12 protein-coding genes are annotated in these 14763 nt (G+C 50.3%); 6 read left to right on the top strand and 6 right to left on the bottom strand.

The window, feature by feature from the left end:
* Positions 1-105: 105 nt before the first annotated feature.
* Positions 106-1974 carry an ABC transporter ATP-binding protein gene (locus ACI0FR_RS08675; protein ID WP_404906097.1) on the bottom strand — a complete coding sequence of 623 codons (1869 nt, stop codon included), beginning with the start codon at positions 1972-1974 and terminating at the stop codon, positions 106-108.
* Positions 1975-2108: 134 nt separating this feature from the next.
* On the bottom strand, positions 2109-3950 hold the full coding sequence (locus ACI0FR_RS08670) for an ABC transporter ATP-binding protein (RefSeq protein ID WP_404906098.1): 1842 nt from the start codon (positions 3948-3950) through the stop codon (positions 2109-2111).
* Between the two features lie 141 nt (positions 3951-4091).
* Here ACI0FR_RS08670 and ACI0FR_RS08665 point away from each other — a divergent pair, with 141 nt between their 5' ends.
* Positions 4092-4547 (top strand): tRNA (cytidine(34)-2'-O)-methyltransferase, encoded by a 456-nt coding sequence (locus ACI0FR_RS08665; protein ID WP_404906099.1) that lies wholly within the window; start codon positions 4092-4094, stop codon positions 4545-4547.
* Positions 4548-4581: 34 nt separating this feature from the next.
* Positions 4582-5610, top strand: a complete 1029-nt coding sequence (locus ACI0FR_RS08660; RefSeq protein WP_404906100.1) for a purine-nucleoside phosphorylase — start codon at positions 4582-4584, stop codon at positions 5608-5610.
* A 70-nt stretch (positions 5611-5680) separates the two neighbouring features.
* On the opposite strand, the gene ACI0FR_RS08655 is transcribed toward ACI0FR_RS08660, so the two are convergent.
* On the bottom strand, positions 5681-5941 hold the full coding sequence (locus ACI0FR_RS08655; protein WP_343803463.1) for a hypothetical protein: 261 nt from the start codon (positions 5939-5941) through the stop codon (positions 5681-5683).
* Positions 5942-6255: 314 nt separating this feature from the next.
* Here ACI0FR_RS08655 and hemF point away from each other — a divergent pair, with 314 nt between their 5' ends.
* A complete protein-coding gene (gene hemF / locus ACI0FR_RS08650; protein ID WP_404906101.1) occupies positions 6256-7170 on the top strand; it encodes an oxygen-dependent coproporphyrinogen oxidase in 915 nt (304 codons plus the stop codon).
* 54 nt (positions 7171-7224) lie between these two features.
* Here the strand turns inward: hemF and ACI0FR_RS08645 are convergent, their stop codons facing one another.
* Genes ACI0FR_RS08645 through ACI0FR_RS08635 form a run of 3 tightly spaced genes read right to left on the bottom strand, consistent with a single transcriptional unit; the run spans position 7225 to position 9798 of the window.
* Entirely contained in the window at positions 7225-8469 is a 1245-nt protein-coding gene (locus tag ACI0FR_RS08645; RefSeq protein WP_404906183.1) for a CCA tRNA nucleotidyltransferase, read from the bottom strand.
* Positions 8470-8483: 14 nt separating this feature from the next.
* Entirely contained in the window at positions 8484-9131 is a 648-nt protein-coding gene (locus ACI0FR_RS08640) for a CoA pyrophosphatase (RefSeq protein ID WP_404906102.1), read from the bottom strand.
* A gap of 19 nt (positions 9132-9150) precedes the next feature.
* Positions 9151-9798: a DUF1285 domain-containing protein gene (locus ACI0FR_RS08635; RefSeq protein WP_404906103.1), complete on the bottom strand. Its 648-nt coding sequence runs from the start codon at positions 9796-9798 to the stop codon at positions 9151-9153.
* A gap of 185 nt (positions 9799-9983) precedes the next feature.
* Here ACI0FR_RS08635 and ACI0FR_RS08630 point away from each other — a divergent pair, with 185 nt between their 5' ends.
* From ACI0FR_RS08630 to ACI0FR_RS08620, 3 genes are read left to right on the top strand one after another with little or no spacing between them, the layout of a single operon-like run.
* Positions 9984-10991, top strand: a complete 1008-nt coding sequence (locus ACI0FR_RS08630; RefSeq protein WP_404906104.1) for an AAA family ATPase — start codon at positions 9984-9986, stop codon at positions 10989-10991.
* Positions 10991-11908 (top strand): DUF58 domain-containing protein, encoded by a 918-nt coding sequence (locus ACI0FR_RS08625; RefSeq protein ID WP_374831542.1) that lies wholly within the window; start codon positions 10991-10993, stop codon positions 11906-11908. Before ACI0FR_RS08630 ends, ACI0FR_RS08625 begins: the two co-directional genes overlap by 1 nt.
* Positions 11909-14755 (top strand): DUF4159 domain-containing protein, encoded by a 2847-nt coding sequence (locus ACI0FR_RS08620; RefSeq protein ID WP_404906105.1) that lies wholly within the window; start codon positions 11909-11911, stop codon positions 14753-14755.
* Positions 14756-14763 lie beyond the last annotated feature (8 nt).

Genomic DNA, 14763 nt, shown 5'->3' with positions numbered 1-14763 from the left:
TTAGGTGCAGAGTAAAAGCTTGTCCAGTCAGTATGCAATCATGACGGCACGATGTCGCAGGTAAAACCATGGGTTGTTTTATCCGTTCTATATGCCGAAGCCACTTTACTGCTCAGGCTGAATGCCACCTAAAAAACCACCGGACTGACGCGCCCAAAGGCCCGCATAGATGCCGCCCAGTGCCAATAATTGCTGATGTGTTCCCTCTTCCACAATCCGCCCTTTATCCATCACCACCAGTCTGTCCAGCTGTGCAATGGTCGACAAGCGATGCGCGATAGCAATAACAGTTTTGCCTTGCATCAGCTGCATCAGATTCTCCTGAATGGAAGCCTCCACTTCCGAATCCAGTGCTGATGTTGCCTCATCCAAAATCAGGATCGGCGCTTGTTTTAAAATTGCACGCGCAATTGCAATGCGCTGGCGCTGACCGCCCGAAAGTTTAACACCGCGCTCGCCCACAAAGGCATCAAAGGCTCTACGCCCCTGAAAATCTTCCAGCGCTTCAATAAAGCGGTCGGCTTCAGCCTGACGTGTCGCCTTCAGCAAATCCGCTTCCGAGGCATCATTGCGTGCCAGCATGATATTATCACGCAGTGATCGATGAAGCAGTGCTGTTTCCTGGCTCACAACCGCAAAGGCCTGGCGCAACGAGCTTTGCGTCACATCCCGTACATTCTGCCCATCAACCAGAATCGCACCTTTTTCGACATCATAAAGGCGCAACAGCAAATTGATCAGCGTGGTTTTGCCTGCGCCCGAATGGCCGACCAATCCGACACGCTCACCACCTTCAATCGTCAAATTGATCCGGTCAAGCACGCCGGCATCTTTGCCATAATGAAACGTGACATCGCGGATTTCAATTTTGGCTTTGGTAATCTCTAATGGTTTGGCATTGCTGCGATCTTGAAGCCCGAGCGGCTCGGACACCAGACGCATTGAATTTTCAATCAGCCCAAGCTGGCGCAACATACCATTAAGCTGCATCATCAAACGCCCGAGCAGCATATTAAGACGCAAAACAAGGCCAAGGGTAAAAGCCACTTCACCGACGCTGATGAGATTTTTCGTCCATAAATCGACGGCAATAGCCGCAACAGTCACAATCATCAGCCCCGACAGAGCAGTAAGCAGAATACGCACACTGGAAAGCGCACGCATAAACGGCCAGATCGATCCAAGATACCGCTCAAAGCCATTTTTTAAATAACGTTCGTCATCATCAATCGTATTGAGCTTGATGGTTTGAATGTTGGAATAACTATCAACAATGCGACCATTGATCATTGAACCGGCCTCAGCCGAGGCTTCCGCATATTTGCGCACCCGCGGCAGATAGGTGCGGGCGATAATACCAAAAGCCACAATCCAGATGATAACGGCTGCGGCCAAACGCCAATCCAGCCGTCCGACCAGAAACAGGGTGGTAGCGCTATAAATCGCCATAAACCAGACCACCTGAATGAAACTTTCAATCAGATCGCCTGCTGCCTGCCCCGCTTGCCAAACCTTGGTGGCAATGCGTCCAGCGAAATCATTTTGGAAAAACGCATAAGACTGACGCAGCACATAAGAATTCGCCTGCCAGCGGATCATATTATAAAAGCCGGGAGACATGGTCTGTCCTTCCAGCATTGTATTGATCGCTGTCACCAGCAACCGAATCAACACCACAGTGACAAGCATGAATAAAATTTCAGTACCGGCCATGTGCCAAAGTGCTGTCCAGCTGCGCTCGCCGCCCGCTTGTCCGGCTTGGTCGAGAATATCAACCAGACGTCCGGTAAAATAGAAAAGCCCCGCTTCCACAAGCGGTAAAAGCCCGCCAAAAACTAATGAAACAAGAAGCGGTCCTTTGGCCTGCACCGCATAATGCCATAAAAATGCAAGTGTTGTGGATGGCGGGCGCAACTGATCCGGCTCGCGGAACGGGTCCACCCAACGCTCAAACCAACGATACACTGCATTCATCAAATATCTGTTCCCTCGTTCTTTTTATGGCTCACATCCAAGCATAGTGAAATTATAAGTAAAACCATTTCTTTTAAAATCACTGTTTTCAAAGAAAAAGGCACTTAAGATTTCCTCTCAAATGCCTTTTTCTTTTATGCGTCGAATCCTAAGAAGCCGCCCGATTGTCGCGCCCAAAGACTGGCATAAATACCGCCTTTGGCAATCAGTTCTTCATGGGTACCATCTTCAACAATGCGCCCCTGATCCATTACGATCAAACGATCAAGCTCGGCAATCGTTGACAAACGGTGTGCAATGGCAATCACGGTTTTGCCTTCCATCAGTGTGTAAAGACTATCCTGGATGGCAGCCTCCACCTCGGAATCAAGTGCCGATGTTGCTTCGTCCAAAATCAGAATCGGTGCATCTTTCAACATCACACGGGCAATGGCGATACGCTGACGTTGACCACCGGAAAGCTTTACGCCGCGTTCACCCACATGCGCATCCAGTCCTCTGCGGCCTTCCGCATCACTTAAATTCGGAATGAACTGATCGGCCTGTGCCTTAATCAAAACGTCACGCAAAGCTTGCTCACCCGCATCAGGACGACCGTAAAGAATATTGTCGCGTACCGAGCGATGTAAAAGTGATGTGTCCTGCGTCACCATACCAATATTGCCACGCAAACTATCCTGATTGACCAGTGCAATATCTTGACCATCGATCAGAATGCGTCCGCTTTCCAGATCATAAAAGCGCAATAACAAATTGACCAGAGTCGACTTACCGGCACCTGAACGTCCAACCAAGCCGACCTTTTCACCGGCACGGATTTTAAGCGACAGATCTTGAATAATACCAGAGCCTTTGCCGTAATGGAAGCCGATTTTATCAAATTCCAGCGCACCGGATTTGACAACGATTTGCGGCGCATTGGGTACATCCACCACATCATGCGGAAGGGCAAGAGTTGAAATACCATCCTGAACCGTACCGATATTTTCAAATAATGCGGTCATTTCCCACATGATCCATTGCGCCATACCATTGAGGCGCAGCACCAGACCAATACCAACAGCGACAGCTCCAACACTGACCAAAGCGCCAAGCCACAACCAAATACCGATAGCACCGACAGCCAGCAGTAGCAGACAATTGCTCAAATAAAGCAGGAACTGTAACACGGTGATCAGGCGCATCTGTTTGTTGACGGTCACCTGAAATGCATCAAGGCTTTCAAGCACATAACTTTCTTCGCGGCTGGAATGCGAAAAAAGTTTAACGGTTGCAATATTGGTGTAACTGTCAACAATCCGACCGGTCATCAATGAGCGCGCATCTGCCTGACTTTGCGAAATCGCCCGTAAACGCGGAATGAAATAATAAAGCAGCAGAATATAAACGCCGAGCCAGACGGCAAACGGCATCATCATGCGCCAATCTGCAGAAGCTGCAATAATCAGTGTGCCGGTGAAGTAGATGATGACATAATTGAGCACATCCAGCAATTTCATCACCGATTCACGCACCGCCAAAGCTGTTTGCATCAGCTTGGTAGAGATACGTCCGGCAAATTCATCCTGAAAGAATGTCATCGATTGGCGGATCAGATAACGATGCATCATCCAGCGGATACGCATCGGGAAATTACCGATCAACGCCTGATGGAACAATAGCGAATGCACCAGCACGACAGCCGGCAAGGCCACCATGACAACACCGGCAATCAGGCCTAAACGCCAGCCCTCATTGCTTAAAAAGGTCTCACGTGACTGCTCGGAGAGCCAGTCGACTATATGACCGAGAAACGCAAAAAGCGACACTTCGATGATCGCCAGCAATGCAGTGAAAAAGGCCATCAGTAACAGCCACGGCCATGCGCCTCTTGAATAAAAGAGACAAAATGCGATCAGACCGCGCGGCGGTTGCAACGCCAAGCCGTCGAACGTATCGGGATAAGGATTGAGTCTATTTTCGAACCATTTAAACATGGTGTTTCCTACAATAAATAGAAATTTATTCCAAGTAAAATAAAGAACAAAGCACGAATATTTACTGCATGCTTGCATTAAACGGCGGACAATATCAGAATGTGAATTGCCTCATCTTCAAATTTGCGATACCCGCGTGACATGAATTTACGTATTGCACTTTACCAGCCAGATATCCCGGGCAATACAGGCACCATACTGCGGATGGCCGCATGCTTTGGCCTTGTCGTCGATGTGATTGAGCCTGCTGGTTTCGACCTCTCTGACCGCTCGCTGAAGCGCTCCGGTATGGATTATCTGGCCAAAGTGACATTGAAGCGTCATCTCGACTGGGCGCATTTTGAAGACTGGCGTAAAGCTGAAAACAAGCGCACCATCCTGCTCTCGACCAAAGCTGCCACCGCCTATACGGATTTTCAATTTCAGGACAATGACATTCTGCTTTTCGGTCGTGAATCCTCCGGCGTACCGGACGATGTGCATGAAAGTGCTGATGCGCAGCTGACCATCCCGATGTATGGCGACGCACGTTCATTGAATTTAGCTTTGTCCGTCGCTATGACCACTGGTGAAGCCATGCGACAATTGAAATTATAGTTTCAACCCTCCCCTCCCAAAGAATGAGAAAAACATGAAAACCACCCTCAAAACCTCCATCGCACTTGGTGCTTTGCTGGCGGGCGCAAGCTTTGCTCAATCAGAAGAAAAGATTGAACCGAAAGTGATGATCATCACCATGTTCGGTCAGGAAGCCAAGCCTTGGCTCGATGGTGAAAAATTCACCAAGCATATCGCCCTGCCGGGCTTGAGCGCGGAATATCCGAATGTGGATTGCACCGACGAAGGCCTGTGCCACGTCACCACATCGATGGGTCTGGCCAATGCTGCCAGCACCATTTCCGCTGTCACATTGAGCGACAAATTTGACCTGACCAAAACCTACTTCCTGATCGCGGGTATTGCTGGCGTTGATCCGGAACAAGGCACACTTGGTTCGGCACTATGGGCAAAATATTCGGTCAATTCCGGCCTCAATCACCGTATTGATCTGCGTGAAGCGCCTGAAGGCTGGTCAACCGACAGCTTCCCGCTTGGCTCCAATTCACCGGAAGAAAAAGCCAAATGGTCGGCTGGTTCTGAAGTCTATGCACTCAACCCTGCTTTAGCCGATTATGCCTTTGAAACCACCAAAAATGTCGAGTTGGCCGACGGTGACGGTGCAAAAGAATATCGCAAACATTACACCCAGCAAGCAGCGCTTGGCACACCGCATGTCGGCCAGTGCGACACGCTTTCCAGCGACACCTACTGGCATGGTACCAAGCTTGCTGAAGCTATGGCGAAATGGGTCAGCCTCTTCACCGATGGCAAAGCCAATTACTGCACCTCGCAGATGGAAGATAACGCTACCCTGACCGCACTGAAGCGCGGCGCTGATGCCAAACGTCTCGATTTCGACCGCATTGCTTTGCTGCGCACCGCTTCAAACTTTGACCGTCAGGGACAAGACCAAACCCCGCTTGAATCACTTAAAGACAATTCCGGCGGTTTTGCGCTTGCCACCACCAATGCTTACCGCGTTGGCAAGACCTATGCCTCATCCATCATGAAGGATTGGGACAAGTGGGCAGAAGCTCCGCAGGTTAAAGCGGCTGAGTAATCGCTTCCCAATAGAAAATGCCGGTGTAAAATTTGCACCGGCATTTTTTTTAAAACTGATCTATCAGATATCAATCCGCAGTTGGTAAACGGCGGATGGTAAACTGGATGACATCATCCGGCATCTCGCACCAACTTTCAATTTCCGTCCAATAAGCGGATTTTGGAAAAGCTTTGAACCATTCCTGTGCTTTTTCACGCGCCTCCGCACGGGGCAAAGCGAAGGTCTGGCGCACAAAACCGTCTTTCGGCATCCGCTTGGGCTGACCGCGATTCTCGCGCAATTGCCGCCTTAAACCATGAAGTGGCGGACGGGCTGGAATATTTTTCATATACGCACCTCCCCCCAAATTTGGGTAGCAATTTCAGGTAGAATAAGGCGGCTCGTGAAAAATAACGAGTCTTTTCTTGGGGAGCATGGGTCAGCCGGTCCTTAACTTTAACGATTTCATTGGCCATAGAACCATAATTTGCTAAGAAATTGATGAAGATAAAGCATTTCCAGCAGAAGTGGATACCGGTTTGCGTTGGATAATGCGTAATAACAAAAGACAAGAGTGGTTCTGTGATTTCGTTTTAACCGGAACCGCTCTAAAGATTAAATTGAATTATTTTTCAATATCACGCGTTCCTTGAAGGAAAATACATGCAAAGCTCCCATGATCCTGCAAACCTTCCCTTGGATCTCGAAGAAAAAAAGCGTCTGGCACATGAATGGTTCAGTGAACTGCGTGACCGGATTTGTGCAAGCTATGAACAGCTTGAAGATGAGCTGACAGGCCCGCTATCCGACCGTGAGCCGGGGCGTTTTGTGCGCACCCCTTGGCAAAAAGATGAAGGTCGCGGCGGTGGCGGCATCATGTCGATTATGCATGGTCGTGTTTTTGAAAAAGTGGGCGTGCATGTGTCGGAAGTTTACGGCGAGTTTTCACCGGAATTTCGCGCACAAATTCCCGGCGCTGAAGAAGACCCGCGTTATTGGGCAAGCGGAATTTCGCTGATAGCGCATCCGCAAAACCCGCATGTGCCAACCGTACACATGAACACCCGCATGATCGTCACCACCAAGACATGGTTTGGCGGTGGTGCTGACTTGACGCCAATGCTGAATAATCGCCGCACACAGGAAGATCCTGACACGCAAGCTTTCCATAAAGCGTTCAAGTTCATCTGCGACAAGCACAGTGCGACGGTGGATTACGACCATTATAAACAATGGTGTGATGATTATTTCTTTCTTCCGCATCGCAATGAACATCGCGGCATTGGTGGTATTTTCTACGACAAGCTGCAATCACCGGAAGGGTTGGGCGGCTGGCAGGCCGATTTCAACTTCACCCGTGATGTGGGACGTGGTTTCTCGGTTGTCTACCCGCATATTGTACGCCAGAATTTTAACAAAGACTGGTCGGTCGAAGAGCGTGATGAACAGTTGATCCGCCGCGGTCGCTATGTTGAGTTCAACCTGCTTTATGATCGCGGCACCACATTCGGCTTAAAAACCGGCGGCAATGTCGACTCAATCCTGTCGTCGATGCCACCAGCGGTGAAGTGGCCGTAAGCAGTTATATCAAAAAAGCCGGACTGCACTATGCAATCCGGCTTTTTTTAATATTTACAAATGGGTCAGCAGCTTTTCACGGCTTTCCTGAAAACCGGAATCAACCCAAAGCTTTTCCAAGCTTTTAAGAACTGCCCCCAGTTGCGGGCCTTTTTCAAAGCCACGTTCCAACAAATCGCTACCCGTCACCGGAAAGACCGGCAGTTCAAAATTCTGGGCGATTTCCAACAAACGTGCATAACTCCCGGCTTTAATCATCGCCTCGTCACTATTCACCGCTTCAAAACGCGCACGTGCATAAGCCAGATGAATATGATCAGTCACTGCTTGGCGGCTGCTATGATAAAGTAATTTGCGCAATTGCATGTCAGTCATTTCCGGTTTGATTGGCTCAAGCCGCGCCCATGCTTCCAAACGCGCACGCTCGGCGTTGGACATTTTCATGCGGCTCCCCAATTCACTCATGCGCGCAGCATCGGGCGGCACCAGACTCTCCAAGCGCAGCAAGGCATCCACCTGCCAACCTAAGTCTTTTTCTGCCTGCACCAAACCATGCACGGCATCAATGCCCCATTTTTCACTTTCCGGCAAAATCAGCGACAACACACCAGCCTGTCGCATCCATAATAAAGCGCGTGACGGGTTTTGTGCCGATAGGAGTTTTTTCAATTCTGCCCAAATGCGCTCAGCAGACAATTGATGAATGCCGTCTTTCAAACGCGCTGCCGCCTTCAAACCATCCGTGTCGGGGCGCCCTGCACCATACCAAGCAAAGAAGCGGAAAAACCGCATAATACGCAAATAGTCTTCACGGATACGCTCTTGCGGCTCGCCGATAAAACGCAGAACCCGTTTTTCAATATCGGCAATTCCGCCAACATGATCAATCACATCACCTTCAGCGGTCACGTAAAGTGCATTGATGGTAAAGTCGCGGCGCAGCGCATCCACTTTCCAATCCTTACCAAACACCACTGTGGCATGACGACCATCGGTTTCAATATCAGCACGCAGGCTTGTGACCTCAAAAGCAGAGCCATTGATCACCACAGTCACAGTGCCATGCTCAATACCGGTCGGGATCGTTTTATAGCCGGCAGCGATTGCTTGGCTCGTCACCTCTTGCGGGTTCCAGCTGGTTGCAATATCAATATCACCAACCGAAACTCCAAGCAGACTATTGCGCACCGCACCACCCACCACGCGTGCTTCCTCACCATCATGATTAAGCAATGCAAACAGGCTTTGTAGATCAGCGTTTTCGAGCCACTCAGCCCTGTTTAAATTTGTTTGGGCTATAGGTGTAGGTTCGCTCAACGGTAAAGCCTTTCATAAATGCCGCGAATAATTCCGGCAGTAATGCCCCATATAAATCTCTTCCGATAGGGCATTGTATAATAAAATCTTTCACGCCCGTTCATCATCCGGCTTTCCTTGTTATGGTTGGCAGGATTCATTAAAAAAGCCAGCGGCACTTCAAATATATCCGCCACCTCATCAGGATTGGCCTGCAAAGGCGCATCGGGATCAATAATCGCCAAAACCGGCGTGATAGAAAAACCGCTGCCGGATAAATAACGCGGCATCTGGGTCAGTGTTTCGGCAAAATGCGGTTTTAAACCGATTTCCTCATCCGCCTCACGCAAGGCGGCAGCCATGATGCTCGGATCTTCCTTGTCCACCGTGCCACCCGGAAAGGCGATTTGGCCGGAATGACTGCGTAATGCTGCGTTGCGTAATGTGAGAATGACATTGGTGTGGTCGCCTCTGTCCACCACCGGAACCAACACTGCCGCATCGCGCAATTTTAACCCCGTCATAGTGGCCGCGATATCAGGGTTGAGCACGTGATCACCTGACGGCCTTTCGTTTTCCGCTAAAAATCCACGCGCCCGCTCGGCAAATCCGGCTGCACTAAAATCAGGTAATTTAAATTCTTGTTTTTCGCTCAAATCATTCATACACAAACATTCAATCCGTTTATAATTCTGCAGACAATCGCTCAAGATCACGCATCGCCATCACGGCGAAAACCTGCCCCTTGGAACGGATGACAAACATTGCCTCGCCGTCCACATCCGACTCTTCGCCCAAAGCCAACAAATCATAGGTCAAAGCACGGGTCAGGCGCGCTTCCAACCTTCCGCGCACATTAATATAGGGTTTCACACCACCGGTTACAGCATCAATTTCAAAACGAAGCGGATGATGTGCATCTGCCTCAACATAATCATCCAAATGGGTGCGAAAACGCAAAAGCTGATCTGGCGAAACGCTCATTTCAACAGCGATAAAATGCGCATCCTCAACCCTGATGCCAACTTTTTCCACCGGCGTGACCAGATAAGTTTTACCATCCGCATCTTTACGCAAAATACTGGCAAAAAGCTTCACCATTTCTTTGCGTGTGATGGGCGAGCCCTCATGGATCCAACTGCCATCGGCGCGAATCTCCATGTCTATATCGCCGCAAAAATCGGGCGCCCATTGCTCCACTGGTGGCAAATCTTTTGTTTTTTTTGTCTGCGCGCCGGCATTTTGCAAGATTGCCGCCATTTCAGCGATATTTTTACCGCTAAAATCCGGCCTTTTCGGGGACACTGTCTGCGGGGGGCTGCTTTTTACCATCCGACTCGGCTAATCCTGTTCTAATCTGCGGGCATGTCATGAAATGGTCACCGTTTCACGGCTTGCTCACAACGCGTCAGCATAGCATAAGTTTTTATTCTCACGCTGATCAGTGCGCTTATTCAGTTATCTGTTTATGTGTATTTATTTAAACCATTGGCAAAGTACCGCAAAAGAGGTCATTCATGCATGTTTCCGCCCCAACTCTCAAGCAGGATCCACAGAACATGATCACTGAGGCGGAAAAGGCGCTGCACGATATTGCGCAAATCCGTGAGCAGATTGCCACCACAATTTTCGGGCAGGAAGATGTTATTGAGCGTACTTTGCTGGCAGTTCTTGCTGGCGGTCATGCTCTGCTTGTCGGTGTACCGGGACTTGCCAAAACCAAACTGGTTGAAACTTTAGGCACCGTTTTAGGGCTTGATGGCCAGCGCATTCAGTTTACCCCCGATCTGATGCCGTCCGATATTACCGGCTCGGAAGTGATGGATCAGGATGGCGACGGCAAACGTTCCTTCCGCTATATCAAAGGCCCTGTTTTTACCCAGCTCCTGATGGCCGATGAAATCAACCGAGCATCCCCGCGCACCCAGTCTGCCCTTTTGCAGGCGATGCAGGAATATCACGTCACCGTTGCTGGTCAGCGCCATGATCTGCCAGCCCCCTTCCATGTGCTGGCCACCCAAAATCCGCTGGAACAAGAAGGCACTTATCCGCTGCCGGAAGCTCAGCTTGACCGTTTCTTGATGCAGATCGACATTCTTTATCCGGAACTTGATGCCGAGCGTCGCATTTTGCTGGAAACAACCGGCACGAAAAATGCCAAAGCAGAAGCAGTCATCACGGCACAGCGTTTGCAGGAAATGCAGGCGCTTATTCGCCGCATGCCGGTCACCGACAGCGTTGTGGATGCCATTTTGGCGCTTGTGCGCGCTGCCCGCCCTGACGCTGATAATGATCACACCCGCAAAAACATTGCCTGGGGGCCAGGCCCACGCGCTAGTCAGGCGCTGATGCTGTGTGCCCGTGCGCGCGCGCTTTATCATGGCCGTTTTGCACCATCCATTGATGATGTAAAAGCCTTGGCCGAGCCAGTGCTGCAACATCGTATGGCGTTGAATTTTGCCGCGCGTGCCGATGGTCTGCATGTGCGCGATGTGATTGCGGATTTGGTGAAGGCCACAGTTTAATGGCAGTAATCGGAACATCAGCCGAAATTCAGGATCGCGGACAGGCGCTCGCCAATGCGCATAGATTAGCCGCGCAAATTCCTGAACTTCTCGTGCAGGCACAGCAAATTGCTCATACGGTGATGAATGGCTGGCACGGCCGCCGCAAACGCGGTGCAGGTGAAAATTTCTGGCAGTTCCGGCCTTATAGTCAAGGCGATACGATCAGCCATATTGACTGGCGCCGTTCCGCCCGTGACGACCATACTTATATCCGCGAAAAAGAATGGGAAGCTGCACACACTATCTGGCTGTGGAGCGATGTTTCGCCTTCCATGCTTTATCGTTCCAAGCTGGCACAATCGTCAAAAGAAAGCCGCGCGCTCATTCTCACACTCGCTATGGCCGATATTTTATCGCGCTCCGGCGAGCGTATTGCATGGCCGCAATTGCTCAATCCTTTCAGCAACCGACGCGGTGCTGAAAAGCTTGGGGCGGCATTGATGAATGCAACAGACCTACCGGCACTGCCGCAATTTGGTGCATTGAAACGCTTTAACGAAATCATTCTTTGCAGTGATTTTTTGCAACCCGTTGAAGAATTGCAAAGCCTTTTACAATCACTTGCCAATCAGGGAGTGCGCGCACATCTGGTTGAAGTGGCCGATCCTGCAGAAGAATTGTTTCCTTATTCCGGACGCACCGAATTTACCGATCCGGAAACCGGTGAGGTTCTGGTGGTGGGACGCGCTGAAACCTATACGCAAGATTATCAGCGTCTTTATCAGGCGCGCCGTGCCGAACTGATTGATTTTTGCAAGCGCCGAGGCTGGAGCTATACGATCAGCCGGACCGACAAACCCATGAGCCAAGCTCTGAGCCATATTCATAATGCCTTGTCATTTGCACCCAACATATCATCAAGCGGGGCATTTTAAATGACTGGCCTTCCGTTAAGTTTTACTGCGCCTTATTTGCTCATAGGACTACTCGCACTTCCCGTGATCTGGTGGCTGTTGCGCATCACACCGCCACGTCCGACACGTGAGGTTTTTGCACCGCTTGCCATTTTGGCGCGGTTATTGCACCATGAAAACACCCCGAGCAAAAGCCCGTGGTGGCTGACATTATTGCGTCTCTTGATTGCTGCTTTGGTTATTATCGCTCTGGCAAATCCGGTCTGGAACCCACCTGCCCGCTCAGGCATTGCTGAAAAACCGCTCGCACTCATCATTGATAATGGATGGGCTTCAGCGCTTGAATGGCAATTGCGGCTTGATACGGCGGAAAGCCTGATCAAACAAGCTGAAGAGGCTGAGCAACCGATCTATCTTTTTGCAACGGCTGAAAATTCTGAACAGACTTTCGGCCCGTTTGATGGAGAAAGCGCGCGCAAAGCGCTTAATCTCATCAAACCGCGTGCAGTTTCGTTGCAACGCGGTTTTGCTTTTGAGCGGGTAGAAACAGCGCTTGAAAAAGCGGGACGCCCGCATATTGCGTATCTCTCCGATGGCTTGAAAACCGCGGACGATGAACTGGCTTTCCGGCGTCTCAATAAAGTTGCCGGATCAGTTGATTGGTACCCGTCGGATATTGCTTCTCTTGTTGTTCTCAATAATGCCGAAAACACCAACGACAGTTTGAAAATCACCGCCACCCGCGCTGCCGACAATAAAGCGCCGCAGCAATTTTCTGTCATTGCCTATGATCAGAAAAACCGCTCGCTTGGCCGTGCCGATGTGCAATTTCTCGCCAATGAGGTAAGCACAACGGCTGATTTCTTTGCACCCGTCGAAATGCGCAATGATGTCACCATGTTGCATATTGAAGGAGCTTTTCAAGCGGGCGCTACCTATCTGCTCGATGCTGCCAATCAGCGCCGCCGTGTGGGGCTATTGTCGGGCGGCTCAACCGATATGTCACAGCCGTTGCTGTCGCCGCTTTATTATATCAATAAAGCGCTTGAACCATATGCCGATTTGATCAACCCTGCTGCCGCTGATCTTTTGGAAGCAGTGCCGGAATTGATCGCACAAAAACCGGCCGTGATTATCATGGCCGATGTTGGTAAATTGCCTGAAAGCGCCGAAAAACAGCTGGTCGAATGGGTTGAAAACGGCGGCACTTTATTGCGTTTTGCAGGTTCAAAACTCGCCAATGCTGAAACAGATGATAAGCTGCTGCCAGTGATGCTGCGCCGTGGCGAGCGCTCGCTCGGCGGCGCTTTATCATGGACAGAGCCACAGCATTTACAAGATTTTCCTAAAAACAGCCCTTTTGCCGGTTTGAAAACGGCTGGTGATGTCACGGTCAAACGACAGGTAATTGCCGAGCCGTCACCTGATCTTTTCGACAAGACCTATGCAAGCCTCACCGACGGCACCCCACTTGTAACCGGCGAACAGCGCGGCAACGGCCATTTGATCTTGTTCCATGTCGCGCCGGATAACAGTTGGTCGAACCTGTCGCTATCGGGCACATTTGTTGAAATGCTGCGCCGCACCTTAGCGCTTTCACGCCAATCCAGCCAGCCAGATAATGCAACAGAATCAGCTATGTCTCTGCCGCCATTTTTAAGCCTTGCTGCCGATGGCACTTTAATACCGCCTGCCAAACAGAGTTTACCGCTAATAATCAAAAGAGATCAGGCTCCAAAGCCGGATTATCAAACACCTGCCGGTTTTTACGGCACGCAAGACAATCTCTTTGCGCTCAATCTGCTGGATAAAGATGTCAAGCTGGAGCCGTTAGAACGCCCCGCTTTAACCGTGCCGGTGACCGTCCAAAACTACCTTGAAAAAACAAGCTTTGCATTGCGCGGGCTGTTCTTGGCAACATCCGCTTTATTGCTCGCGCTCGACAGTGCTGTGCTGCTTTATTTGAGCGGTGTTTTCAATAAACGCCGCCGACAATTATTAAAAGCTGCGATCATTCTTTGTGCACTTGGCGGTATGCAACATCTCTCGCCAACGCCGGAAGCCATCGCGCAAGAGCAGACCGAGCCGCAGCTGCATGATGACAGCAAGCCCGATGATGATGCGATCATCAACTCGCTTTCACAAACCAGACTTGCCTATGTCATCACCGGCAAAGCCGAAACCGACGATATAAGCCGTGCCGGATTGCGCGGGCTGACCTTTGCCCTTGCCGACCGAACAACGATTGAAGCCGGAGAAGCAATGGGTGTTGATCCGGAAAAAGATGTTTTGGCATTTTATCCGTTGATCTATTGGCCGATTGAAGCCGATGCCCCGATGCCAAGCGACGAAAAAATCGCCAAAATCAGTGCCTATATGCAGCAAGGAGGCACGGTTTTATTCGATACGCGCGATCAACTGACTGCCGGTTCTCTTTTTAACAATGCAGGTTCGGCAAACAATCAGCGGTTGCGCGCCATTCTCAATCAAATGAATGTGCCAGCCCTTGAACCGGTGCCTGAAAATCACGTCATCAGCAAAACATTTTACATCATGCCTGAATTTCCGGGGCGCTTTACCGGCAGTCCCTTATGGGTTGAAGCCACCAAAAGCAGCAATGATGATGCCAGTCGCCCGGTCAGTGCCGGCGATGGTGTCAGTTCCATTCTCATTACGGCCAATGATTTTGCCGGTGCATGGGCGGTAAATGAACAGGGTGAACCGCTTTATCCGACCATTCCTAATGATCCGATGCAGCGCATTTATGCTCTTCGTGGCGGCATCAATATCGTAATGTATATGCTGACCGGTAATTACAAATCCGATCAGGTGCATGTTCCCGATCTCCTTGAGCGGTTAGGCAAGTAAGCGGTGAA

Origin of the sequence: Paenochrobactrum sp. BZR 201-1, from assembly GCF_044987585.2 — a bacterium.
Taxonomy (GTDB): domain Bacteria; phylum Pseudomonadota; class Alphaproteobacteria; order Rhizobiales; family Rhizobiaceae; genus Paenochrobactrum; species Paenochrobactrum pullorum.
The sequence above is the reverse complement of the archived record's forward strand: the minus strand, read 5'-3'. Positions and strand labels throughout refer to the sequence as shown.